This is a genomic window from Pseudomonas sp. LB3P14, from assembly GCF_054898045.1.
Genome location: NZ_CM142714.1, coordinates 6,908,452 through 6,933,918, shown reverse-complemented (window position 1 = coordinate 6,933,918; position 25,467 = coordinate 6,908,452). Strand labels below are relative to the sequence as shown.

Sequence of the window (25,467 nt, the reverse complement as noted above, 5' to 3'; positions counted from 1 at the left end):
AGCGTCCCGGGCTGCATTCCCACGCGGACGGTTCGACGCCTCGACGTGGGAACGATCATTACGCGACCGGCGGCAACCGCCATTCGATCGGCGTCTCGCCATTCTGCTCAAGGTACTTATTGGTTCGGCTGAAGTGCCCGCAGCCGAGGAAGCCGCGATAAGCGGATAACGGTGATGGATGCACTGAGGTCAGCACCAGATGCTTGGTGGCGTCGATCAGTTTTTGCTTGCTCTGGGCATGCGCGCCCCACAGCAGGAACACCAGATGTGGCTGGTGTTCGCTGACCACTTCGATAATCCGATCGGTAAAGTGCTGCCAGCCTTTGCCCGCATGGGCGTTGGCGTTGGCGCGTTCCACGGTCATGGTGGTGTTGATCATCAGCACGCCCTGATCGGCCCAGCTTTGCAGGCAGCCGTGACTCGGGATGTCGATGTTCAGGTCGCGTTTCAACTCTTTATAGATGTTCACCAATGACGGCGGCGCCGGTACGCCCGGTTGCACCGAGAAGCACAAGCCGTGGGCCTGTCCCGGACCGTGGTACGGATCCTGGCCGAGAATGACGACTTTGACCTTATCCAGCGGCGTCGAATTGAGCGCATTGAAAATCATCGGTCCTGGCGGGTAAATTTCCTTGCCTGCCACGCGCTCTTCTTGCAGAAAGTTGCGCAACTCTGCCATGTAGGGCTGGTCGAATTCGGCACGCAGTGCCTCCTTCCAGCTCGGTTCGAGTTTGATACGGTCGTCAGCAGTCATGGTTACATCCGGCAAAAACAATGGAGCGAACCCTAGGAAAGCCCATCACGCTTGTCAATTGATCTGACGCAGATCCGGCACTTTCCTGCATAGCGATCATACTGAACGCTCAAATTCCCGATCGAGGTCACGATGAATCTGCACTTCGAAGAACTCACCGGCACCGACGGCGCACGCATCGGCATCGCCAGCCTGGATGCCGAAAAATCCCTCAATGCCCTGTCCTTGCCGATGATCAACGCCTTGCGCGATCAACTGGAGGTCTGGGCCAAAGAGCCGCAAATCGTCTGCGTAGTGCTGCGCGGCAACGGCGCCAAAGCCTTTTGCGCCGGCGGTGAAGTCCGCAGCCTGGTGGAAGCCTGTCGCACCCATCCAGGCGAAGTGCCACCCTTGGCCGCGCACTTCTTTGCGGCGGAATATCGCCTGGACTTCAATCTGCACACATACCCTAAACCGCTGATCTGCTGGGGGCATGGCTATGTGCTCGGCGGCGGCATGGGGCTGCTGCAAGGGGCGAGCATCCGGATTGTCACGCCGAGCAGCCGCCTGGCAATGCCGGAGATCAGTATCGGTTTGTACCCGGATGTCGGGGCCAGTTGGTTTCTGTCGCGCCTGCCCGGCAAGCTCGGATTATTCCTCGGCCTGACCGGTGCCCATATGAACGGTCGCGATGCGATCGATTTGGACCTTGCCGACCGTTTCCTGCTCGATGAACAGCAAGAAGAGCTGATGGAAGGCCTGCTGCAATTGAACTGGCAGGAACAGACGCCGATGCAGCTCAACAGCCTGCTCAAGGCGTTGCAGCAGGAAGCGCTCGCGCAAATGCCCGAAGCCCAGTGGCTGCCACGACGCCAGCAGATCGATGAGCTGCTGGATGTCAGTGAGGTACGCTGCGCCTGGAAGGCCATCAGTCAGTTGCGCGACAACACGGATCTGCTCCTCAGCCGTGCCGCGAAAACCATGAGCGAAGGCTCGCCCCTGACCGCTCATCTGGTGTGGGAGCAGATTGCCCGCGCCCGGCACCTGTCGTTGGCTCAAGTCTTTCAGATGGAATACACCATGAGCCTCAACTGCTGCCGTCATCCGGAGTTCAGCGAAGGTGTGCGCGCGCGATTGATCGACAAGGATCACAAACCTCACTGGCACTGGCCGGACATCAACAACGTGCCGGATGCGGTGGTGCAAGCGCATTTCCACAAGGCTTGGGAAGGTCGGCATCCGCTGGCTGACCTGTAGGAGTACTGAAATCCGGGCATAAAAAAGCGGCGCTTCATGCGCCGCTTTTTTATGAGCGTTTAACGGTGGCCGCCTCGGCCATCGTGATCGCCTCGTCCATTGCGATCACCGCGACCGTTGTGGTCGCCCCGTCCGCCGTGATTGTTGCGCCCGCCATTGCCACGGTCGTCGTTGTTCCAGCCGCCGCGGTTACGGCCGTCCCAACCGTGATTCTGATGGGCCCGATAGTCGCCTCGTTGCGGCTGGTAATAGCGTGGTGCCGGTTGATAAACCCGCGGCTGGTGGTAATACCGCGGCGTTGGCTGGTAGTACCGAGCTGGCGGTGCGTAGTACCGGCGTGGTTGTGTGTAATAACCGCCGCCGCCTGAATAGTAAGGTCCGCCATCATAATAGGCTGGCGAGGTATAGACCTCGGAACTGTAGTAGCTGGCTCCTCCATCGGAATAAGGCACGCATGCACCAAGAGACAATCCCAATACAGCAATCAGAAGAATTCGCAGATACATGGCGGCCTCCTGGACCGCGAGTGAGCCACACCAGCGACGCTGGCAGGCGACAGTCAATTATTCGGTGACTGTCGAAAGATCAGACATCGTTTTCCAAATCTGGTGCGTTCTTGAAACACATTGAAACAAGTCGCCGATGAAAGGTTTTTCATCCATTCACCCGCTGATTAATGGTGGCCACCACGATATCCACCTCCGTAATAACGTGGCGAATGCCCGCCCCAATAGTAGTAGCGATAGCCGCCATAAAAGCGCGGGCCGTAGTAATAGCGCGGGCCGTAATAGTAGGAATAGGGCGAATAGCCGGGGTAGTAATAAGGCGCGGAATACACATCATAGCCACCGGCATAGTAGTAGCAGCCGGATAGCCCAAGACCCAGAACAACACCAAGCAACAGTCGACGAAACATGGCGGCCTCCTGAAAGACCCACAGCCGGAACAGGCCGGCTGACACCTGTTTTGACTGGAAATGCTCCATCGAGTGCCGGGCGGCGCCAACCTTCAGATCGGCGGCCGATACGTCCCATTGAGGTGCACCCGCGCACCATCACAAGGCAACGCCGTCACCTCTTCCCAGCGCGCCAACTGCGTAATCGCCCACGCTAGAGCGCTCAAGCCGACTTGGCACGGCTCTCGCTTTAGCAAAGACGTGCAGGAGTCATCACAGGTTCGCGGCACCACAATTTGCAATGGCTGACTAGGGTTCCGGCTCGCTAAGGCGAGTGGCTGGTCCGAGAGTTGGCGACCTCCAGTTGAGGTTACACGGCGGGACAAAAGCCCGGGAGACAAGCCACCGTTCGCGGTGCCGCGTTGACTCCTGCCCGCCCTTGATCAACTGGAGAACCACCCATGCTCAAGCTTCGTTTACCCGCCCTGCTCGCCGCTGCTTTCGCAGCCCTCGTGAGCGTTTCGTCCCAAGCAGCCCAGAAAGACCACTTCAGCGTCTGTTGGACCATCTACGCCGGCTGGATGCCCTGGGAATACGCAGGCAGCCAGGGCATCGTCGATAAATGGGCGAAGAAGTACGGCATCAAGATCGATGTCGTGCAGCTCAATGACTACGTCGAATCCATCAACCAATACACCGCCGGCCAATTCGATGGCTGCACCATGACCAACATGGATGCGCTGACCATTCCGGCGGCCGGTGGCGTCGACAGCACGGCGCTGATCGTCAGCGATTTCTCCAACGGCAACGACGGCATCGTGCTCAAGGGCGACGGCAAGAAAGTCACCGACCTCAAAGGCATGGACGTCAACCTGGTGGAGCTCTCTGTCTCCCATTACCTGCTGGCCCGGGCGCTGGATTCGGTTGATCTCACCGAGAAAGACCTGAAAGTGGTCAACACCTCCGACGCCGATATCTCAGCCGCTTTCAACACCGATCAGGTCAACGCCGTCACCACCTGGAACCCGATGCTCTCGGACATCAAGGCCAAGCCCGGTGTGACCGAAGTCTTCAACTCCAGCCAGGTCCCCGGCGAAATCATGGACATGATGGTGGTCAACTCATCGACCCTCAAAGACAACCCGGCGCTGGGCAAAGCGCTGACCGGTGCCTGGTTTGAAGTGGTTGAGTTAATGAACGCGAAAAATGCCTCCAGCAAAGCCGCACTCGAACACATGGCCAAAGCCTCGGGCACCGATCTGGCCGGTTTCCAGTCGCAACTGGACACCACCAAATTGTTCGCCACCCCTCAAGAAGCCCTGGCGTTCTCCACCAGCAAGCAACTGCCGCAAACGATGCGCAAAGTCGCCGAGTTCTCGTTCCAGCACGGCTTGCTCGGTGAAGGCGCCAAAGACACCAGCGCGGTCGGCATGGCGTTCGCCAATGGCGTGACCAGCGGCGACAAGGCCAACCTCAAGCTGCGCTTCGACCCGACCTACGTGCAGATGGCCGCCGACGCCAAGCTGTAATCAGGAGGACCTGGCCATGCGTCTGATCAATCGCCACCCGGATCGCCCGAGTCGCCTGCTGTTGGTGATCCTGCCGTTCGCCCTGGTGCTGTTCGCCTACTTCATGGGCTCGGCCGAGCGGCTGACGGACAACCCCAACGACAAGCTGCTGCCGAGCGCCGTGCAGATGACCGACGCGGTGAAACGCCTGGCGTTCACCGCCGACACTCGCACCGGCGAATACGTGCTGTGGCAAGACACCGCGTCCAGCCTGCGACGCCTGGCCATCGGCCTCGGTATCAGCGCGTTGGCCGGGCTGTGCCTGGGTATCGCCGCCGGTACCCTGCCGCTGTTCGGCGCGCCGTTGTCGCCGTTGCTGACGGTGCTGTCGATGGTGCCGCCGCTGGCGATTCTGCCGATTCTGTTCATCGTGTTCGGGCTGGGGGAGTTGTCGAAAGTGATGCTGATCGTCATCGGCATCACCCCTTGTCTGGCGCGGGATCTGGAGCAGCGCGCCCGGGAAATTCCGGTCGAGTTGCTGATCAAGGCCCAGACCCTCGGTGCTTCGACTTGGACGCTGATGCTGCGAGTGGTGCTGCCGCAACTGTTGCCACGCTTGTTGATCTCGCTGCGGCTGATGCTGGGCTCGGCGTGGCTGTTCCTGATCGCCGCCGAAGCCATCGCCTCTACCGACGGCCTCGGCTACCGGATTTTCCTGGTGCGCCGTTACCTGGCGATGGACGTGATCCTGCCCTATGTAGTCTGGATCACCCTGCTCGCCTGGCTGATGGACTGGGGCCTGAAACGCCTGACCCAACGGGCGTTTCCTTGGTATGAGGGGGCCCGCGCATGAGCTTTATCACGGTGAAAAACGTCTGGCAGCAATACGCCGATCAGGTGGTGCTCGAAGGGCTGAACCTGAACGTCAACGAGGGTGAGTTCTGCACACTCGTCGGTGCGTCAGGTTGCGGCAAGTCGACCTTCCTGCGCCTATTGCTGGGCCAGGAACGCGCCAGTCGCGGCGTGATTCTGCTCGACGGCCAAGCCCTGGCCGGTGAACCGGATGCCAGCCGTGGCGTGGTGTTTCAGCGCTACTCGGTGTTCCCGCACCTGACCGTGCTGGACAACGTCGCCCTGGGCCTTGAACTGCCGCGCTCACCGTTACTCGGGCGGTTGTTCGGCAGTTCAAAAAAAGGCGCACGAGAACAGGCCTCGACGCTGCTGCACAAAGTCGGTCTCGGTCACTCGCTGGACAAATACCCGGCGCAGCTCTCCGGCGGCATGCAACAACGACTGGCCATTGCCCAGGCGTTGATCATGAAACCGCGCGTGTTGCTGCTCGACGAACCGTTCGGCGCCCTCGACCCAGGCATCCGCAAAGACATGCACGGCCTGCTGTTGGAGTTGTGGCGCGAGACGCAACTGACAGTGTTCATGGTCACCCACGACCTGTCCGAAGGCTTCAGCCTTGGCACGCGCCTGCTGGTGTTCGACAAGGTCCGCATCGACCCGCACGCCCCTGGCGCCTATGGCGCGCGCATCACCTACGACATCCCTTTGAACAGCGACCGCCGCGCCCATAGCAAAGCCATCGATGCCTTGCCGGCTGAGCTGGCAGGCACACTTCGTATCGCTTAAGGATTTTGCACATGACTGATTCGATCCAACTGTTCCCACCCTTCGCCGAAGAAATGCTCCCCGGTGGCGGCCATCGTTCTTTCGTGTTGAAACGCGGTCAACTGCTGCGCCTGACCGACCTTCGCGGCGGCGCCAACGTCAGCCTGACGCTGCTCAACGCCAACGAAAAAACCGAACGCCTGAACCTGCCCGACAGCCTCAAATGCCAACACACCGCCAAGCTCACCACCGGCCATTGCCTGTATTCGGACATGGGCCGCGTGCTGGCGGCGATCACTGCCGACACCTGCGGCTGGAGCGACAGCCTCGGCGGTGTGCTCTGTGCTGAAGAAGTCGCGGAAAAATACGGCCAGGGCCGCTATCAGGAACTGCGCAACGGCTTCTTCCGCAACGGCACCGACAACCTGTTGGTGGAGTTGGGTAAGTGGGGTTTGGGCCTGTCCGACCTGCTGATGACGCTCAACCTGTTCAGCCGCGTGAACGTCGATGAGGCTGGGCAGTTCCACTTCGTCGAAGGCAATTCCAGGGCCGGCGACTACATCGAGCTGTATGCGCCGATGGACACGCTGGTGGTGCTCACCGCGCTGCAACATCCAATGGACCCTTCGCCTGAGTACGCGCCAAAACCGCTGAAGCTCAGCTGGATGAACGCCGACGCCAGCGTCGCCGAACACTGCCGCACCTCGCGCCCGGAAAACGAGCGCGGCTTCATCAACACCGACCGTCTGTTCGCCTGAGGATCGCTGCCATGTCACTCGCAATTGCTACCGCTGCCGTTATCACAAACAGGCTGCCCGAAACCGCGATCTACCGCGCCACCATCCCGGCCGGCGAACCGTGGCTGATGGAAGTCAAGGCTGGCCAGACTTTGCGCATCCTCGATCTGGAAGGCAATCAGGCCGTCGACACTTTGTTCTACAGCGTTGCCAATCCCAAGGAACGCTACGACGTGCAACGCACGTTGCGCCGACAGAACAGCGTCTACCTGAGCACCGGCAGCGTGCTCTATTCCAACCTCGGCAAGCCGATGCTGACCATCGTTGCCGACACCTGCGGCCGTCACGACACCCTCGGCGGTGCCTGCGCACAAGAGAGCAACACTGTGCGTTACGCGCTGGAGAAACGCTACATGCACAGCTGCCGCGACAACTACCTGCGCGCCTGCGTGCACGATGGACGACTGGGCAAGGGCGACATCGGGCCGAACATCAACTTCTTCATGAACGTGCCGGTCACGGCGGATGGCGGGCTGACGTTTGAAGACGGCATCTCGGCGCCGGGCAAATACGTCGACCTGCGGGCCGAGATGGACGTGATCGTGCTGATCTCCAACTGCCCGCAACTGAACAACCCGTGCAACGCCTACAACCCCACCCCTGCGGAGCTATTGGTATGGAACTGAAATTCGCGCGGTTGCGTCGATGGTTGTTTCTCTTGTGCCAGGCGCGGTCCGGCCAATGCCTCAAACAGTGAGACCACCACAACTCCAATGTGGGAGCGAGCCTGCTCGCGATAGCGGTGTGTCAGTCGACATCAATGTCGAATGTGCTGGCCCCATCGCGAGCAGGCTCGCTCCCACAGGGGTTCGGTGGTGGTTTGGAGTGAAGTGATTCTGCCGTCGGGGACGACCTCGGCGCTTATCGAAAAACTGCGGGACGGCCCGCATCCCAGGTCGAGGCTGATGCGTTATCGCCTCCAGGGGTTATGCCATGTTCGAAAAAGTCCTGATTGCCAACCGTGGCGCCATCGCCTGCCGCATCCTGCGTACCTTGCGTGAAGTGCAGGTCCAGGGCGTCGCCGTTTACTCCGAAGCGGATGCCGCGAGCCTGCACATTCTGCAAGCCGACGAAGCCCACAGCCTCGGTGAAGGCGCAGCCGCCGGCACATATCTGGCGGTCGACAAGATTCTCGCCATTGCCAAATCCACCGGCGCCACGGCGATCCATCCCGGCTACGGTTTTCTCTCGGAAAACGCCGCGTTCGCCGAAGCTTGCGAAGCCGCCAACATTGCCTTCATCGGCCCGACGCCAGAGCAGCTTCGAGTCTTCGGTCTCAAGCACACTGCCCGCGCATTGGCTAAACAACACGGCGTACCGATGCTCGAAGGCACTGAGTTACTCGATAGCCTCGACGCCGCACTAATCGCAGGTGAGCAGGTCGGCTACCCGGTGATGCTCAAAAGCACCGCCGGCGGTGGCGGCATCGGCATGCGCGTGTGCCGCAGCGCGGACGAATTGAGCGAATCCTTTGACGCCGTCAAACGTCTCGGCCAGAACAACTTCAGCGACGCCGGGGTGTTCATCGAGAAGTACATCCAGCGTGCTCGCCATCTGGAAGTCCAAGTGTTCGGCGACGGCCAGGGCGAAGTGATTGCCCTCGGCGTGCGCGACTGCTCGGTGCAGCGGCGCAACCAGAAAGTCCTCGAAGAAACCCCGGCGCCGAACCTGCCTGACGGCATGGCCGATGAGCTGTGTGCAGCGGCGATCAAACTGGCCAAAGCGGTGAATTATCGCAGCGCTGGCACCGTTGAATTCGTCTTCGACAGCGAGGCTCAGCGCTTCTACTTTCTCGAAGTGAACACCCGTTTGCAGGTGGAGCACGGCGTCACCGAGCAAGTCTGGGGTGTGGATCTGGTGCGCTGGATGGTCGAACTGGCGGCGGGTGATTTACCGCCGTTGAGCGAGTTGAGCCAAGGCTTGAAAGCCTGCGGCCATGCGATTCAGGCACGGCTTTATGCGGAAGATCCAGGTCGTGATTTCCAGCCAAGCCCTGGCTTGCTGACCGCCGTTAACTTCCCTGCCGCCGACGGCAAAAAATTGCGCATCGACACGTGGGTCGAGGCCGGTTGCGAGATTCCACCGTACTTCGATCCGATGATCGCCAAGGTCATCAGCTGGGCGCCGACCCGCGAAGAAGCCGCTGCCGACCTGTATCAGGCGCTGGGTGACAGCCTGCTCTACGGAGTGGAAACCAACCGCGATTATTTGCGGCAGATACTGCTCGATGTGCCCTTCGCCAGCGGCCAGCCGTGGACCCGTTGCCTGGAGGGTCTGGTCTATCAGGCCAACACATTTGAAGTGCTCAGCGCCGGGACTCAAACCAGCGTTCAGGACTATCCCGGCCGCCTCGGTTACTGGGCCGTGGGCGTGCCGCCGTCAGGGCCGATGGACAGTCGCGCGTTGCGCTTGGGCAATCGTCTGCTGGGCAACGATGAAGGTGCCGCGGCGCTGGAAATCACCATGAGCGGGCCATTGCTGCGCTTCAATTGCGATGCGGTGGTGGCGGTCACAGGCGCAATCATTCCATTGGCACTGAATGGTGAAACCGTGCCGATGAACACCGCACTGCTGGTTCCGGCGGGGGCGACATTGAGCCTCGGCACGATTGCCGGTGCGGGCGCCCGCAGCTACCTGTGCCTGCGCGGTGGCCTTCAGGTTCCAGATTATCTGGGTAGCAAAAGTACCTTCACCCTCGGCCAGTTTGGTGGGCATGGTGGTCGTGCATTGCGTGCCGGCGATGTGTTGCACATACCGACCTTGAGCGATCGCAGCGCGGGTCAACAACTGGAAGAAGAACAGGTCACCGCGTTACCTGCAGTGCGGCAGATCCGGGTGATCTACGGCCCTCATGGCGCACCGGAATACTTCACCGAAAACTACATCGACACCTTCTTCGCCACCCAGTGGGAAGTGCATTTCAACTCCAGCCGAACCGGTGTGCGGTTGATCGGGCCGAAGCCTGCATGGGTGCGTGCCGATGGTGGCGAGGCGGGTCTGCATCCGTCGAATATTCATGACAATCCGTACGCCATTGGTGCGGTGGATTTCACCGGGGACATGCCGGTGATCCTCGGTCCCGACGGCCCGAGCCTCGGCGGGTTTGTTTGCCCGGTGACGGTGATCGAGGCGGACCTCTGGCAGTTGGGACAGCTCAAGGCGGGGGACAAAGTGCAGTTCCTCCCAATCGACCTCAAAACCGCCCGCAACCTCACCTTGAAATGGGATACCTGTGGGAGCGGGCTTGCCCGCGATGAGGCCCGACCAGACACCGCATCAACTTCATCGCAGGCAAGCCAGCTCCCACAAGAACTTGCGTCGCCAGTGGTGTTGGATATTGGTCTGGGAGATACGCGACTCGTTGCGAGATTATCGGGGGACACTCATCTGCTGCTGGAAATCGGCGCCCCCGAACTCGACCTGGTCCTGCGCTTCCGCGCCCACGCCCTGATGCAGGCGCTGGAAAGCCAAAACCTGCACGGGGTAATCGACCTCACCCCGGGCATCCGCTCGCTGCAAGTGCACTACCAACCCGAACAACTTCCACTGGCCGATTTGCTCGGCATCGTCGCCGGCGAATGGGACGCCGTGTGCGCCGCCCAGGACCTGCAAGTGCCCTCGCGCATCGTCCATCTGCCGTTGTCCTGGGACGACCCAGCCTGCCAGTTGGCGATCGAAAAATACATGACCACCGTGCGCAAGGACGCCCCGTGGTGCCCGAGTAATCTGGAGTTCATCCGCCGCATCAACGACCTGCCAAACCTCGACGAAGTGCAGCGCACGGTGTTCGAAGCCAGTTATCTGGTAATGGGCCTGGGCGACGTCTACCTCGGTGCGCCGGTCGCCACGCCGCTCGATCCGCGGCATCGTTTGGTGACCACCAAATACAACCCGGCCCGCACCTGGACCGCCGAAAATTCTGTGGGCATCGGTGGCGCTTACATGTGCGTGTACGGCATGGAAGGCCCTGGCGGTTATCAGTTCGTCGGCCGCACCTTGCAGATGTGGAATCGCTACCGCGAGGTCGCCGCATTCGATGGCAAACCGTGGCTGCTGCGCTTCTTCGACCAGATCCGTTTCTACCCGGTCAGTGCCGATGAACTGCTGCGCATTCGACGGGATTTCCCCCTCGGGCGCTTCGATCTGAACATCGAGCACAGTCAGCTGAATCTGGCGGATTACCAGGCCTTCCTGACGAAAGAAGCCGAGACCATCGCAGCCTTTCGCGATCAGCAAAAAAGCGCGTTCAACGCCGAGCGCGAGCGCTGGATCGCCAGTGGCCAGGCGCATTTCGACAGCGAAGAACTGGCCCCGCAAGTGACCGAAGACGCACCGCTGGCCAGCGGTCAACAGAGCGTCGACAGCCACATCGCCGGCAATCTCTGGCAGGTTCAGGTTGAAACCGGCAGCCGGGTCGCCGCGGGTGATGTGCTGGTGATTCTGGAGTCGATGAAGATGGAAATCCCGCTGCTCGCGCCGATGGCCGGGGTGGTGCGCGAGATTCGCGTGCAACCGGGTTCGGCGGTGCGCGCCGGACAGCGCGTCGTCGTGCTGGAACTCGAGTGAACCCATTTTGAAAAGGATTAACGCCATGAACATCAATCTGCAACTCGACGCCTTGCGCAACGCTTACTGCGACGCCAGCATCACGCCTCGGCAACTGCTGCTGAGCCTGCGCGATAAAGCCGCGGCGCTGAACCCCGATTATCACCTGTTCATCCACTTGCTCAGTGTTGAAGAACTGGAACCGTACCTCGCCGCACTCGACGGTCGCGATCCCGACAGCTTGCCGCTGTTCGGCGTGCCGTTCGCGATCAAGGACAACATCGACCTGGCGGGTATTCCCACCACCGCAGCGTGCCCGGCGTTTGCCTACGTGCCGGAACGTTCGGCGACCATCGTCGAGCAGTTGCTGGCGCTGGGGGCGATTCCGTTGGGCAAGACCAATCTTGATCAATTCGCCACCGGGCTTAACGGCAGTCGCTCGCCGTATGGTGCGTGCCCGAACAGCGTGTTGCCGGAGTATCCGTCGGGCGGCTCCAGCGCCGGCTCCTCGCTGGCGGTGGCGCTCGGCGTGGCAAGTTTTTCCTTGGGCACGGACACGGCGGGCTCCGGGCGTGTGCCGGCGGCGCTGAACAATCTGGTCGGGCTGAAAGCCACCAAAGGGTTGATCTCCACGGCGGGTGTGGTTCCGGCCTGCCGCACCCTCGATTGCGTGACCACGTTCACAGCGACCGCTCGGGAGGCCAGTCAGTTACTGGCGCTCACCGCACACCTCGATCCACGCGATGAGTACAGCCGCAGCAACCCGCTGTGGAATGACGGCTCGGCGTTTGGCACTCCGCGTCCTTTTCGTTTCGGCGTACCTCGTGCGCAGGATCTGGCGTTCTTCGGCTGCCCTGAAGGTCCGCTGTTGTTCGGTGATGCCATCGACCAACTCAAAGCTCTGGGCGGAGAAGCTGTGGAACTGGATTTGTCGCCGTTTCTCGAAGCGGCGCGTTTGCTTTACGAAGGACCATGGGTGGCCGAGCGCTACAGCGTGGCCGGCGAGTTGATGGAGAAAAACCCAGAAGCGGTGCTGCCGGTGATTCGCGCGGTGCTGGCCAAGGCTCCAGCGGTGAACGGCGTGCAAACTTTCCGCGCCCAGTACCGGCTGCAAGCCCTGAAAGCCCTGTGCGACAAGGCCCTGGAAGGTCTCGATTGCGTGCTCACACCCACCCTCGGCCGCCCCGTTACGCTGGCGGAACTGGACGCCGAACCGGTGCTGCGCAATTCGGAACTGGGCTATTACACCAATTTCATGAACCTGCTCGATTACGCCGCCGTCGCCGTGCCCAGCGGTTTCATGGGTCATGGTTTGCCTTGGGGCGTAACGCTGTTTGGCCGGGCCTTTACCGATCAATATTTGTTGAGCGTGGCGGATGCCTTGCAACGCCAGCAAGGTTCGGCCGCGCCTGCACCGACAGCTGCCGCGCGTAATGACCGGGCGCGATTGGTGGTGTGTGGCGCGCATCTGGATGGGCTGGCGTTGAACTGGCAGCTCAAGCAGCGCGGGGCTCGGTTGGTCGAGACGACGTTCAGCTCACCGAACTATCAACTGCATGCCTTGGCCGGTGGCCCACCGTTTCGTCCCGGGATGGTTCGGGTGAAGGACGGAGGTGTGGCGATTGCGGTGGAGGTTTGGGAATTGCCGAGCAGTGAGTTGGGTTCGTTTTTGACCGCGATTCCGGCGCCGTTGGGGTTGGGCAAGGTGCAATTGGCGGATGGGCGTTGGGAGAGTGGGTTTATTTGTGAGGCGTACGGGCTGGAGGGGGCGGTGGATATTAGTCACCTTGGTGGATGGCGGCGTTACCTCGCTCAATGATCGTACCCCACGCTCTGCGTGGGAATGCATCCTGTGACGCTCTGCGTCACGCTCGCGTAGGGACGCGGAGCGTCCCGGGCGGCATTCCTTTGCTGCGCGTGGGAACGATCATTCGCCTTGCACATAGAGCAGTTATTTCCCCGCAGTGCCATTAGAATGCCTGCCATCGGGTCACTGCCAACGGAATCGTCATGCCGCTTCGCTCGCCGCTGTATTCGCAACGTTCGTTGGTCCTCACGCTGATCGCGCTGCTGGGCGCAGGTTTTCTTGCCACGTCCTTCCTCAGTTACTACGCCTCTCGAGCGTCGATCCGCGACAACATCATCAACACCGAACTGCCGCTGACGTCGGACACGGTCTACTCGGAAATCCAGAAAGACCTCGTCAGACCGATCCTGATTTCCTCGATGATGTCCCGCGACACCTTCATGCGTGACTGGGTGGTAAATGGCGAAAACGACCCCGAGAAAATGACTCGCTACCTCAACGAGGTCATGACCCACTACGGCGCCTACACCGCATTTTTCGTTTCCAACAGCAGCCTGACCTACTACCACGCCAAAGGCGTACTCAAACAGGTCAAAACCACTGAGCCCCGCGATGCGTGGTATTTCCGCGTACGAGACATGGCCGATCCCTACGAAATCAATGTCGACCCAGACCTTGCCAACAAGGACAACCAGACCTTCTTCATCAACTACAAGGTCTACGACTACAACAACCGTTTCATCGGCGCGGCGGGCGTCGGTCTGACAGTCGATGCGGTGATCAAGCTGATCGACAAGTATCAGCAGCGTTATCAACGCAGCGTGTTTTTCGTCGACAACTTCGGGCGTCTGGTGCTTACGGGCGCCGAGGGTGGCCCAGAAGGCGCGCGGATCGGGCGGACCCTCGGCGAGCTCGACAGCATGAAGGACCTGGTCAGCCAACTGCCCAAACCTCACAGCGGCAGCTACGAATATTCCGTCCGGGGCCAGGGACATTTCCTCAATGTGCGTTTCATTCCAGAGCTGAACTGGTACTTGTTCGTCGACAAACGCGAAGACGGCGCCCTCAGTGAAATCCGCCAGTCGCTGTACCTCAACCTGTTGATCTGCCTGATCGTCACGCTGATTGTGCTGATCCTGCTCAACCGGGTGATCAAGCGCTATCAGGGCAAGATCCAGGCCCAGGCGATCCTCGACAGCCTGACCGAGTTGCCGAACCGTCGCGGCTTCGACCTGCTGGCGGCGCAAGCCATGCATGAAGCCCAGCGCGAGCCCAAACCTCTGACCGCGTTGTTGCTGGATCTGGACCACTTCAAGGCCTTGAACGACACCTACGGCCACCTTGCCGGCGATCAGGTGCTGATCGGTTTCGCTCGGGATCTGGAGAGCTGTCTGCGGCACTCCGATATCGTCTGCCGCTGGGGCGGTGAGGAATTCATCGTGCTACTCAAGGACACTGCCGGTGAGACCGGTCTGATGATCGCCGAGAAAATTCGTCAGCATGTCGAGCAACAGCGTTATGCCTACAAGGATAAGGCCTTGCAACTGACCGTAAGCATCGGCGTTACCACCCTGCAGACCGATGACACCTTGCACACGCTGCTCTCGAGGGCTGATCATGCGATGTACCGGGCCAAGCAAGCCGGCCGTAACCGCACCTGCGTGGAAATGCCTCACTCCAGTTATGCATAACCCTACATGAGTAAGCCTGACCTCTGCCCGGCGTGCGGCGCCTCCAACGACTGTACGCTGGCCGACCCGCGAACCGCCGATCGGGACTGCTGGTGCTACGGCGTCAGCATCGACCCGGCAGTGCTCGAAGCGCTGCCGGCCGGCCTGCGCGACACATCCTGTTTGTGCCCCGGCTGCGCTCGGGTCGAGGCGCAGTTGCAAGCATCCGCCCGGCCGATCACGTAAGATGCGCAGCCCCTTTCCCACCGACCACTAGCCATGCGTGTTGACCGTTTCCTCAGCAACCTGCCGCGCTTCAACCGTAAGCAGGTGCGTCTGTTGCTGGTGGAAAAGCGCGTCAGGATCGACGGAAAAATCGTCAGTGACCCTCACGCCGAAGTACGCGAGTTCAGTCGTGTCGACGTCGATGACGAGGTGCTGCAAGTCGGCAAACCGGTGCGTCACTTCATGTTGCACAAGCCAGCCGGTTGCGTCAGCGCTACCCGTGATCCGGAGCACCCGACTGTACTCGACCTGATCCATGAGCCGGACAAGGATGAGCTGCACATCGCCGGCCGGCTGGATTTCAACACCACCGGTCTGATGCTGATCACCAACGACGGCAGCTGGTCGCGACGCCTGACCCAACCACAGACCAAACTGCCCAAGGTTTATTACGTCGAGACCGAGCAAGACATCGGCCCGGAATATGCAGTCGCGTTTATCGAGGGCCTGTACTTCGCCTTTGAGGATCTCACTACCCAACCCGCCGAGTTGGTGCTACTCGGGGAAAAATCGGCGCGGCTGAGCATCGTCGAGGGCCGTTATCACCAAGTGAAGCGGATGTTCGGTCATTTCGACAACAAGGTGCTGCGCCTGCACCGCGAAAGCATGGGCCCGCTGGTGCTCGACAGTGCGCTGAAACCGGGCGAGTACCGCGTATTACGCACCGAAGAGATCCAATTGATCTAAGCAGGCGACCGCTCAGCAGAAGTTGTCGAACAATTTGCCAAAGATACTTGCGCGATGACGTGACCCCTGCTTGAATCAGGACGTCGGCCGAAATGTGACCGATGAGTCACAACATACTTCTAAGAAACTTTTTGCCGGTAGAGAACCCTCAGGTTCCGCTTTCCCCCGGCAGTCTGCCCGCCAATAACAATACCCGTCGACCGGACTGCAATGGATCGACATGGGCCTCTCAAATTCCAGGCGTATGCCTACCTGTCACAAAGCTCGTGCAATCTGATTTGCACGCATACCCGCTTGCCAGGAGTCTTATGACATGAGGCCAGAAATCGCTGTGCTGGATATACAGGGTCAGTATCGGGTTTACACGGAGTTCTATCGCGCAGACGCCGCAGAGAAGACCATTATCTTGGTCAACGGCTCGATGGCCACGACTGCGTCGTTTGCACAAACCGTGAAAAACCTTCACCCGCAGTTCAATGTGGTTTGCTACGACCAGCCCTACGCGGGCAAGTCCAAAGCCCACAACCTGCATGAGAAAATGCTGTCCAAGGAAGTCGAAGGGCAGATCCTCCTGGAGTTGATCGACCACTTTGGCGCCGAACACGTGCTGTCGTTTTCCTGGGGTGGCGCCGCAACCCTGGTCGCCCTGGCCCACCAGCCACGGCGAATCGAAAAAGCCGTGATCAGTTCGTTCTCCCCGGAGATCAACGCGCACATGCTCGACTACCTCGAACGCGGTGTCGATTACCTCGGCAGCCGGGACGGGGACCGGGTCGGCAACCTGGTGAACAGCACCATCGGCAAACACCTGCCGACACTGTTCAAGCGCTTCAATTATCGGCACGTCAGTTCCCTGGCCGAGCATGAATACGGGCAGATGCACTACCACATCAGCGACCTGCTCAACAGCGATCGCCAGTGCTTTCTGAAAGCCGCGGAGAAAATCAACGTGCCAGTGCTGTTCATGAACGGCGAATGGGACGAATACACCGCTGCCGACGGCGCTCAGTTGTTCGCCAACCATGTGCAACACGCCACCTTCACCACCCTTGAGGCCACCGGCCACTTTCTCGACATGGAGCACAAAGCTGCTTGCCGAGACAGCCGCAACGCATTGCTGGGCTTTCTGAAACCTTCGCAACACGAAAGCCGACCGCGTTACCACTACGTCCAGGACCAACATGCATTGGCCATCTGAAACAGAGTCATCGCGAGCAAGCCCCGTCCTACAGCACTAACGCAATTGTGTAGGAACGAGGCTTGCCCGCGAAGACCGCTAAGCGGTCTCTGCTTTCGTTTCACCTGCGCTAAAGCCATCGCGCACAAAGAAAAACTTCATTTCCACGGCCACATCTGGTACAAAGTCAGCCGCTCTGAGCGGGTGTCGTATAATGGCATTACTCCAGCTTCCCAAGCTGATAACGAGGGTTCGATTCCCTTCACCCGCTCCAATCGAATTTGGTCTCACGTCGTTTTTTGACGGGGGATGCAGTAAAGAAAAAACCGGCCTTGATGGCCGGTTTTTTGCGTCTGGGGTTTGGTGGGATTGGGCTCGTAGGTAATGCGATCATTCTTTGATAAATAAACCGTCCCCAGTTTGTCCGTCCCTTCGTCCATTTTCCGCTGGTCGATGGGTGAGTCCTCCCGGGGCTATGGCAACTACTCTAAAACCTGTTAGCGTTTTTCTTCGAAATCACTGTTTCAGTATCAAATTTCAACCAGCATTAGCATTTTGACGCCTACGAAAATTATCGTTTTCGCATAAGATCGACACTCTGTTAGCGTTTTTCTCGCCCCAATAAAGGATTTCGTCAATGCAAGTCGGTTTCAAGACCCTCGCGAGCCGTTACAGCATTGAATTGGCACAGCCTCTACGCGTCGAGTCGATGATTGGCACTGTTCGTGTCAGCCGCGAAAGTGGCGGGAATGTGGAGAACCGGTATCCGTCAAAATACCGACCGGCAGACGATTTCGCAGGACATTTCGAATTCGGCCTCAAGTACGAAGAGATTCATCTTGAGTTCTTCGCTCGCCTGTTTGCGGCAACAGGCCCGCAGCCTATCGAAGACTGGTGTCGACGAGAGCCTTTCGGCCTGTACGCCCGTCGCACCGGATTCCTCTACGAATGGCTGACAGGGGAACGTCTGGATGTGCCTGACGTGACCAATGGCGGCTATGTTGATGCCGTTTCGCCAAAAGATTACCTGACACGTAGCGAGGCACTGCGAGCGCGGCGTTGGCGAGTCAATAACAACCTGCCGGGGACGGCTGAGTTCTGCCCCCTGGTTCGTCGAACGGCGTCAGTCCAGGAAGCTCTGCAATTCGACCTGCGCAAGGCATTGGATGAGTTGGATCAGGCCTTTGGCCCCGACATCCTGATGCGTACGGCCAGTTGGCTGACGTTCAAGGAATCACGCGCGAGCTTTCTAATCGAAAAGGAAGCCGACCAGGCCGATCGCATCCAGCGGTTTGCCCATGTCATTGCCCAGTACTGCGGTCATATCGAAAACCCGTTGAGTAACGACAGCCTGCAGTCCCTGCAAGCCGGCATTCTGGGGCATGACGCCATCGGACTGGGCTTGCGGCGCTCTCCTGTGTTTGTGGGTCAGGCCACGATGCGCGAGGACATCGTGCATTACATTGCCCCCCATTTCGCAGATCTTGCGCAGCTATTGGCAGGACTCAACGAATTTGAGGTCGCAACGCGTGGCGCGGAGTCACTGGCACGTGCCGCTGTGTTGGCATTTGGCTTCGTGTATATCCATCCCATGCGCGATGGCAATGGCCGGATTCATCGCTTTCTGATCAACGACACCTTGATTCGGGATAAGGCAGTGCCCGACGGCGTGATACTGCCGGTGTCAGCCACAATCACAAGTTCGATCGACTTCAGGGCCGGCTACGATCGTACGCTCGAAGTGTTCTCGCGACCGTTCATGCGACGTTACGCGACGGCCTATCGGTTCGGCGAACTCGTGACCTACGAGGACGGTACTCCCAGCAACTTCATCTTCGATGAATACGAGGACGCGTGCTTTGCCTGGCGATATCCCGATCTGACTGAGCACGTCCTGTATACCGCACGCGTCGTCGAGCACACGATTCGAAAGGAAATGGCAGATGAGGCCAGAGTACTGGTGATCTTTCAGCGAGCTCAGGAGCAGCTGAAAGAAGTATTGGAGATGCCTGACCAGGATGCGAACCGCATCATCCGCTCCATCAAGGAGAACGGCTGGATCGTGTCGGGCAAGCTTAAGAAAGGGTACCCGCAACTTGAAGACGAGGGCATGGCGGAACGCGTCGTGGAGGCCGTGCGTTCCGCGTTCGAGGATCGAGATAGGGGGGTCGGCGAAGAGTGATTCTTCGGCGGAAGAATAAAAAAAACCTTGAACTCAACAAGATTTGATCCGAGGTTGAATATCCTGACTAAAGCACAACAACCTTTATAGTCAAAAATAATTAACCTTGCGATCTAACGCAGCCAACATATAAAACATTGCGAACATTACACGGAAAATCATTACGCCAATAATAGATTCCCAAGCTGATAACGATTCCCTTCACCCGCTCTACATCGACTTTCTATGGGCATCCGCATAGATCCATGAAACGATGCAAGTCACTGATCTGAAACGATGGAGGAGCTATCCCCGGGGGATGACCATCGCATCCAACTCTAATTCTGAGGTTGGACACATGCTCCCCGATTTCAAAGTCCAGAGCGAACCCGCATCTCACTGGGTAGCTATCCCGAGCTCTCTTTGCACAACGCCCGTGAATTGCGCGAACAGGCCCGATCGATGGTCGCCAAGCGCATCAATCCCCGTATAGAACGCAAGCAGAAACTCAATGCCATCAAGATGGCAGGTGAGAACACCTTCATGCCGGTCTACGAGAAGTGGGTGGTTCTTCTGCCAAGGAATTGAGTGCAGCGCAGCGCATTGAAGACGCCCATGCTCGACAGACTATCAGCCGTGAGTTAGGGCATGAAAGGACACAAATCACTGCAACGTATCTTGGCAGATAGTTCAGGCTGCGAGAGAGACGGATATTTTGCCACCACCAACGCTTCGAGGCAGTGACCGGCAGAAGTCGATCCAAAGCTGCCCTTTGCGAAAGGCAGTTATCGGCCAAAAGCGGACATCGGGTGTCTACAGATTCAGGAGCGAATCAGTCGGCCATAATCTCGCCACGGGTAAGGGCCCGGGATTTTCGATGGGAAGACGGGCAAGGAGCAATCAACAGCTGGCGCAAACCCAGCGGGTACTCCGTACCATTCTCCGGATGCTTTTTCGAGGACAAACAAAACCCCTACCTGCATACGCAGATAGGGGTTTCGGAATTTAATCTTGACGATGACCTACTCTCACATGGGGAAACCCCACACTACCATCGGCGATGCATCGTTTCACTGCTGAGTTCGGGATGGGATCAGGTGGTTCCAATGCTCTATGGTCGTCAAGAAATTCGGTAGCCGGGTCGTGGGCCTTTGCAGGTTCACGTTCCAGCGAATGGGCAGGTGATAGATTTGTGGGTTGCGTTGCGAATTTTCGACTTGTGTCGTCTTCACACACCGCAATCTGGCCTTTCGACGCAAATTGCTTGGGTGTTATATGGTCAAGCCTCACGGGCAATTAGTATTGGTTAGCTCAACGCCTCACAGCGCTTACACACCCAACCTATCAACGTCGTAGTCTTCGACGGCCCTTCAGGGGACTCAAGGTCCCAGTGAGATCTCATCTTGAGGCTAGTTTCCCGCTTAGATGCTTTCAGCGGTTATCTATTCCGAACATAGCTACCCGGCAATGCCACTGGCGTGACAACCGGAACACCAGAGGTTCGTCCACTCCGGTCCTCTCGTACTAGGAGCAGCCCCTCTCAAATCTCAAACGTCCACGGCAGATAGGGACCGAACTGTCTCACGACGTTCTAAACCCAGCTCGCGTACCACTTTAAATGGCGAACAGCCATACCCTTGGGACCGGCTTCAGCCCCAGGATGTGATGAGCCGACATCGAGGTGCCAAACACCGCCGTCGATATGAACTCTTGGGCGGTATCAGCCTGTTATCCCCGGAGTACCTTTTATCCGTTGAGCGATGGCCCTTCCATACAGAACCACCGGATCACTAAGACCTACTTTCGTACCTGCTCGACGTGTCTGTCTCGCAGTCAAGCGCGCTTTTGCCTTTATACTCTACGACCGATTTCCGACCGGTCTGAGCGCACCTTCGTACTCCTCCGTTACTCTTTAGGAGGAGACCGCCCCAGTCAAACTACCCACCATACACTGTCCTCGATCCGGATAACGGACCTGAGTTAGAACCTCAAAGTTGCCAGGGTGGTATTTCAAGGTTGGCTCCACGCGAACTGGCGTCCACGCTTCAAAGCCTCCCACCTATCCTACACAAGCAAATTCAAAGTCCAGTGCAAAGCTATAGTAAAGGTTCACGGGGTCTTTCCGTCTAGCCGCGGATACACTGCATCTTCACAGCGATTTCAATTTCACTGAGTCTCGGGTGGAGACAGCGCCGCCATCGTTACGCCATTCGTGCAGGTCGGAACTTACCCGACAAGGAATTTCGCTACCTTAGGACCGTTATAGTTACGGCCGCCGTTTACCGGGGCTTCGATCAAGAGCTTCGCGTTAGCTAACCCCATCAATTAACCTTCCGGCACCGGGCAGGCGTCACACCCTATACGTCCACTTTCGTGTTTGCAGAGTGCTGTGTTTTTAATAAACAGTCGCAGCGGCCTGGTATCTTCGACCGGCATGGGCTTACGCAGTAAATGCTTCACCCTCACCGGCGCACCTTCTCCCGAAGTTACGGTGCCATTTTGCCTAGTTCCTTCACCCGAGTTCTCTCAAGCGCCTTGGTATTCTCTACCCAACCACCTGTGTCGGTTTGGGGTACGGTTCCTGGTTACCTGAAGCTTAGAAGCTTTTCTTGGAAGCATGGCATCAACCACTTCGTCACCCAAAGGGTAACTCGTCATCAGCTCTCGGCCTTGGAATCCCGGATTTACCTAAGATTCCAGCCTACCACCTTAAACTTGGACAACCAACGCCAAGCTGGCCTAGCCTTCTCCGTCCCTCCATCGCAATAACCAGAAGTACAGGAATATTAACCTGTTTTCCATCGACTACGCTTTTCAGCCTCGCCTTAGGGACCGACTAACCCTGCGTCGATTAACGTTGCGCAGGAAACCTTGGTCTTTCGGCGTGGGTGTTTTTCACACCCATTGTCGTTACTCATGTCAGCATTCGCACTTCTGATACCTCCAGCAAGCTTCTCAACTCACCTTCACAGGCTTACAGAACGCTCCTCTACCGCATCACCTAAGTGATACCCGTAGCTTCGGTGTATGGTTTGAGCCCCGTTACATCTTCCGCGCAGGCCGACTCGACTAGTGAGCTATTACGCTTTCTTTAAAGGGTGGCTGCTTCTAAGCCAACCTCCTAGCTGTCTAAGCCTTCCCACATCGTTTCCCACTTAACCATAACTTTGGGACCTTAGCTGACGGTCTGGGTTGTTTCCCTTTTCACGACGGACGTTAGCACCCGCCGTGTGTCTCCCATGCTCGGCACTTGTAGGTATTCGGAGTTTGCATCGGTTTGGTAAGTCGGGATGACCCCCTAGCCGAAACAGTGCTCTACCCCCTACAGTGATACATGAGGCGCTACCTAAATAGCTTTCGAGGAGAACCAGCTATCTCCGAGCTTGATTAGCCTTTCACTCCGATCCACAGGTCATCCGCTAACTTTTCAACGGTAGTCGGTTCGGTCCTCCAGTTAGTGTTACCCAACCTTCAACCTGCCCATGGATAGATCGCCCGGTTTCGGGTCTATTCCCAGCGACTAGACGCCCTATTAAGACTCGCTTTCGCTACGCCTCCCCTATTCGGTTAAGCTCGCCACTGAAAATAAGTCGCTGACCCATTATACAAAAGGTACGCAGTCACCCAACAAAGTGGGCTCCCACTGCTTGTACGCATACGGTTTCAGGATCTATTTCACTCCCCTCTCCGGGGTTCTTTTCGCCTTTCCCTCACGGTACTAGTTCACTATCGGTCAGTCAGTAGTATTTAGCCTTGGAGGATGGTCCCCCCATATTCAGACAAAGTTTCTCGTGCTCCGTCCTACTCGATTTCATGACCAAGAGATTTTCGCGTACAGGGCTATCACCCACTATGGCCGTACTTTCCAGAACGTTCCGCTAATCTCAAAGCCACTTAAGGGCTAGTCCCCGTTCGCTCGCCACTACTAAGGGAATCTCGGTTGATTTCTTTTCCTCAGGGTACTTAGATGTTTCAGTTCCCCTGGTTCGCCTCTTAAGCCTATGTATTCAGCTTAAGATAACCATCTTATGATGGCTGGGTTCCCCCATTCAGACATCTCCGGATCACAGTCTGTTTGCCGACTCCCCGAAGCTTTTCGCAGGCTACCACGTCTTTCATCGCCTCTGACTGCCAAGGCATCCACCGTATGCGCTTCTTCACTTGACCATATAACCCCAAGCAATCTGGTTATACTGTGAAGACGACATTCGCCGAAAATTCGCATTCTTACTCATTAAGAGCAACTCACAAATTTTACCTTAGCCTGATCCGTTACCAGTGAAAGTAACGTTCAGTCTATCTTTCTATCACATACCCAAATTTTTAAAGAACGATCTAGCCAAAGACTAGAAATCAATATTCCCAATGGAATATTCATTTCTAAACTCTAACGAAAAAGACAACCTTATGGATGTCTATCGCCTCTACAGTGAATCAAGCAATTCGTGTGGGAACTTATGGAGCAGCTGATGTCGTCGATTAAGGAGGTGATCCAGCCGCAGGTTCCCCTACGGCTACCTTGTTACGACTTCACCCCAGTCATGAATCACACCGTGGTAACCGTCCTCCCGAAGGTTAGACTAGCTACTTCTGGTGCAACCCACTCCCATGGTGTGACGGGCGGTGTGTACAAGGCCCGGGAACGTATTCACCGCGACATTCTGATTCGCGATTACTAGCGATTCCGACTTCACGCAGTCGAGTTGCAGACTGCGATCCGGACTACGATCGGTTTTCTGGGATTAGCTCCACCTCGCGGCTTGGCAACCCTCTGTACCGACCATTGTAGCACGTGTGTAGCCCAGGCCGTAAGGGCCATGATGACTTGACGTCATCCCCACCTTCCTCCGGTTTGTCACCGGCAGTCTCCTTAGAGTGCCCACCATTACGTGCTGGTAACTAAGGACAAGGGTTGCGCTCGTTACGGGACTTAACCCAACATCTCACGACACGAGCTGACGACAGCCATGCAGCACCTGTCTCAATGTTCCCGAAGGCACCGATCCATCTCTGGAAAGTTCATTGGATGTCAAGGCCTGGTAAGGTTCTTCGCGTTGCTTCGAATTAAACCACATGCTCCACCGCTTGTGCGGGCCCCCGTCAATTCATTTGAGTTTTAACCTTGCGGCCGTACTCCCCAGGCGGTCAACTTAATGCGTTAGCTGCGCCACTAAGAGCTCAAGGCTCCCAACGGCTAGTTGACATCGTTTACGGCGTGGACTACCAGGGTATCTAATCCTGTTTGCTCCCCACGCTTTCGCACCTCAGTGTCAGTATCAGTCCAGGTGGTCGCCTTCGCCACTGGTGTTCCTTCCTATATCTACGCATTTCACCGCTACACAGGAAATTCCACCACCCTCTACCATACTCTAGCTCGACAGTTTTGAATGCAGTTCCCAGGTTGAGCCCGGGGATTTCACATCCAACTTAACGAACCACCTACGCGCGCTTTACGCCCAGTAATTCCGATTAACGCTTGCACCCTCTGTATTACCGCGGCTGCTGGCACAGAGTTAGCCGGTGCTTATTCTGTCGGTAACGTCAAAACACTTACGTATTAGGTAAATGCCCTTCCTCCCAACTTAAAGTGCTTTACAATCCGAAGACCTTCTTCACACACGCGGCATGGCTGGATCAGGCTTTCGCCCATTGTCCAATATTCCCCACTGCTGCCTCCCGTAGGAGTCTGGACCGTGTCTCAGTTCCAGTGTGACTGATCATCCTCTCAGACCAGTTACGGATCGTCGCCTTGGTGAGCCATTACCTCACCAACTAGCTAATCCGACCTAGGCTCATCTGATAGCGCAAGGCCCGAAGGTCCCCTGCTTTCTCCCGTAGGACGTATGCGGTATTAGCGTCCGTTTCCGAGCGTTATCCCCCACTACCAGGCAGATTCCTAGGCATTACTCACCCGTCCGCCGCTCGCCACCAGGTACAAGTACCCGTGCTGCCGCTCGACTTGCATGTGTTAGGCCTGCCGCCAGCGTTCAATCTGAGCCATGATCAAACTCTTCAGTTCAAACATCTTTGGGTTTTGAGAAAACCCTAAACTTGGCTCAGCAATCGTTGGTTACATCTTTGATTTCTCGCGGAGTAACTTGTGATGCTGATAATCTTGTTGACTATCAGTCTGACTCCACAAGCACCCACACGAATTGCTTGATTCAGTTGTTAAAGAGCGGTTGGTTAAGAGCTTTCGTCTCAACCGAGGCGCGCACTTTACAGCACACCCTCTCAAATAGCACCCTTAAAAGCTCCTGATTTTATTAATAAAATCAATTACTTAAGCCAAAATCAGCATCAAGCTGCTCGTTAGCGGGAGGCGAAT

17 protein-coding genes, 1 tRNA gene, 3 rRNA genes, 1 pseudogene and 1 riboswitch are annotated in these 25,467 nt (G+C 57.6%); of the genes and pseudogenes, 16 read left to right on the top strand and 6 right to left on the bottom strand.

Annotated elements, in window-relative coordinates; genetic code table 11:
* Positions 1-58: 58 nt before the first annotated feature.
* The gene (gene ung, locus ACYZT5_RS31865; RefSeq protein WP_462048836.1) at positions 59-754 is read right to left on the bottom strand and encodes a uracil-DNA glycosylase; all 696 of its coding nucleotides are present in this window, start codon (positions 752-754) and stop codon (positions 59-61) included.
* Positions 755-886: 132 nt separating this feature from the next.
* On the opposite strand from ung, the gene ACYZT5_RS31860 reads away from it, so the two are divergent.
* Positions 887-1,990 carry an enoyl-CoA hydratase/isomerase family protein gene (locus tag ACYZT5_RS31860; RefSeq protein ID WP_462048835.1) on the top strand — a complete coding sequence of 368 codons (1,104 nt, stop codon included), beginning with the start codon at positions 887-889 and terminating at the stop codon, positions 1,988-1,990.
* Between the two features lie 59 nt (positions 1,991-2,049).
* Here the strand turns inward: ACYZT5_RS31860 and ACYZT5_RS31855 are convergent, their stop codons facing one another.
* Positions 2,050-2,496 (bottom strand): hypothetical protein, encoded by a 447-nt coding sequence (locus tag ACYZT5_RS31855; protein ID WP_462048834.1) that lies wholly within the window; start codon positions 2,494-2,496, stop codon positions 2,050-2,052.
* A gap of 167 nt (positions 2,497-2,663) precedes the next feature.
* Entirely contained in the window at positions 2,664-2,906 is a 243-nt protein-coding gene (locus tag ACYZT5_RS31850) for a hypothetical protein (protein ID WP_415760700.1), read from the bottom strand.
* A gap of 277 nt (positions 2,907-3,183) precedes the next feature.
* Positions 3,184-3,284, top strand: a riboswitch (guanidine-I (ykkC/yxkD leader).
* Between the two features lie 62 nt (positions 3,285-3,346).
* Between ACYZT5_RS31850 and ACYZT5_RS31845 the strand changes: the two genes are divergently transcribed.
* The 15 genes and pseudogenes from ACYZT5_RS31845 to ACYZT5_RS31775 all read left to right on the top strand — a co-directional run.
* Complete coding sequence (locus ACYZT5_RS31845) at positions 3,347-4,414, top strand: putative urea ABC transporter substrate-binding protein (RefSeq protein ID WP_462048833.1); 1,068 nt, start codon at positions 3,347-3,349, stop codon at positions 4,412-4,414.
* A gap of 16 nt (positions 4,415-4,430) precedes the next feature.
* Entirely contained in the window at positions 4,431-5,246 is an 816-nt protein-coding gene (locus ACYZT5_RS31840) for an ABC transporter permease (RefSeq protein WP_033054095.1), read from the top strand.
* A complete protein-coding gene (locus tag ACYZT5_RS31835; protein WP_462048832.1) occupies positions 5,243-6,031 on the top strand; it encodes an ABC transporter ATP-binding protein in 789 nt (262 codons plus the stop codon). The genes ACYZT5_RS31840 and ACYZT5_RS31835 overlap by 4 nt, the downstream gene beginning before the upstream one ends.
* A gap of 11 nt (positions 6,032-6,042) precedes the next feature.
* The gene (locus tag ACYZT5_RS31830; RefSeq protein WP_462048831.1) at positions 6,043-6,768 is read left to right on the top strand and encodes an urea amidolyase associated protein UAAP1; all 726 of its coding nucleotides are present in this window, start codon (positions 6,043-6,045) and stop codon (positions 6,766-6,768) included.
* Positions 6,769-6,779: 11 nt separating this feature from the next.
* The gene (locus ACYZT5_RS31825) at positions 6,780-7,433 is read left to right on the top strand and encodes an urea amidolyase associated protein UAAP2 (RefSeq protein ID WP_462048830.1); all 654 of its coding nucleotides are present in this window, start codon (positions 6,780-6,782) and stop codon (positions 7,431-7,433) included.
* Positions 7,434-7,740: 307 nt separating this feature from the next.
* A complete protein-coding gene (uca, locus tag ACYZT5_RS31820) occupies positions 7,741-11,373 on the top strand; it encodes an urea carboxylase (RefSeq protein ID WP_462048829.1) in 3,633 nt (1,210 codons plus the stop codon).
* A 25-nt stretch (positions 11,374-11,398) separates the two neighbouring features.
* A complete protein-coding gene (gene atzF / locus ACYZT5_RS31815) occupies positions 11,399-13,171 on the top strand; it encodes an allophanate hydrolase (protein WP_462048828.1) in 1,773 nt (590 codons plus the stop codon).
* Between the two features lie 191 nt (positions 13,172-13,362).
* Entirely contained in the window at positions 13,363-14,850 is a 1,488-nt protein-coding gene (locus ACYZT5_RS31810) for a sensor domain-containing diguanylate cyclase (RefSeq protein ID WP_462048827.1), read from the top strand.
* Between the two features lie 6 nt (positions 14,851-14,856).
* Positions 14,857-15,075: a cysteine-rich CWC family protein gene (locus ACYZT5_RS31805; RefSeq protein ID WP_462048826.1), complete on the top strand. Its 219-nt coding sequence runs from the start codon at positions 14,857-14,859 to the stop codon at positions 15,073-15,075.
* 33 nt (positions 15,076-15,108) lie between these two features.
* Positions 15,109-15,801 (top strand): pseudouridine synthase, encoded by a 693-nt coding sequence (locus tag ACYZT5_RS31800; RefSeq protein ID WP_462048825.1) that lies wholly within the window; start codon positions 15,109-15,111, stop codon positions 15,799-15,801.
* Positions 15,802-16,114: 313 nt separating this feature from the next.
* Entirely contained in the window at positions 16,115-16,999 is an 885-nt protein-coding gene (locus ACYZT5_RS31795; protein ID WP_462048824.1) for an alpha/beta fold hydrolase, read from the top strand.
* Between the two features lie 179 nt (positions 17,000-17,178).
* Positions 17,179-17,252, top strand: a tRNA-Gly gene (locus ACYZT5_RS31790).
* A 363-nt stretch (positions 17,253-17,615) separates the two neighbouring features.
* Positions 17,616-19,160 carry a Fic family protein gene (locus tag ACYZT5_RS31785; protein ID WP_462048823.1) on the top strand — a complete coding sequence of 515 codons (1,545 nt, stop codon included), beginning with the start codon at positions 17,616-17,618 and terminating at the stop codon, positions 19,158-19,160.
* 402 nt (positions 19,161-19,562) lie between these two features.
* A complete protein-coding gene (locus ACYZT5_RS31780) occupies positions 19,563-19,727 on the top strand; it encodes a hypothetical protein (protein WP_462048822.1) in 165 nt (54 codons plus the stop codon).
* A pseudogene (locus tag ACYZT5_RS31775) lies at positions 19,703-19,828 on the top strand (integrase); the annotation flags it as partial. The gene ACYZT5_RS31780 and the pseudogene ACYZT5_RS31775, both read left to right, overlap by 25 nt.
* Before the next feature lie 320 nt (positions 19,829-20,148).
* On the opposite strand, the gene rrf reads toward ACYZT5_RS31775, so the two are convergent.
* From rrf to ACYZT5_RS31760, 3 genes are all read right to left on the bottom strand, one after another.
* Positions 20,149-20,264 (bottom strand): 5S ribosomal RNA (rrf, locus tag ACYZT5_RS31770).
* A gap of 150 nt (positions 20,265-20,414) precedes the next feature.
* Positions 20,415-23,306: ribosomal RNA gene (locus ACYZT5_RS31765) — 23S ribosomal RNA — on the bottom strand.
* 313 nt (positions 23,307-23,619) lie between these two features.
* Positions 23,620-25,158 (bottom strand): 16S ribosomal RNA (locus tag ACYZT5_RS31760).
* The 16S, 23S and 5S rRNA genes sit together here, the layout of an rRNA operon.
* Between the last annotated feature and the right edge of the window lie 309 nt (positions 25,159-25,467).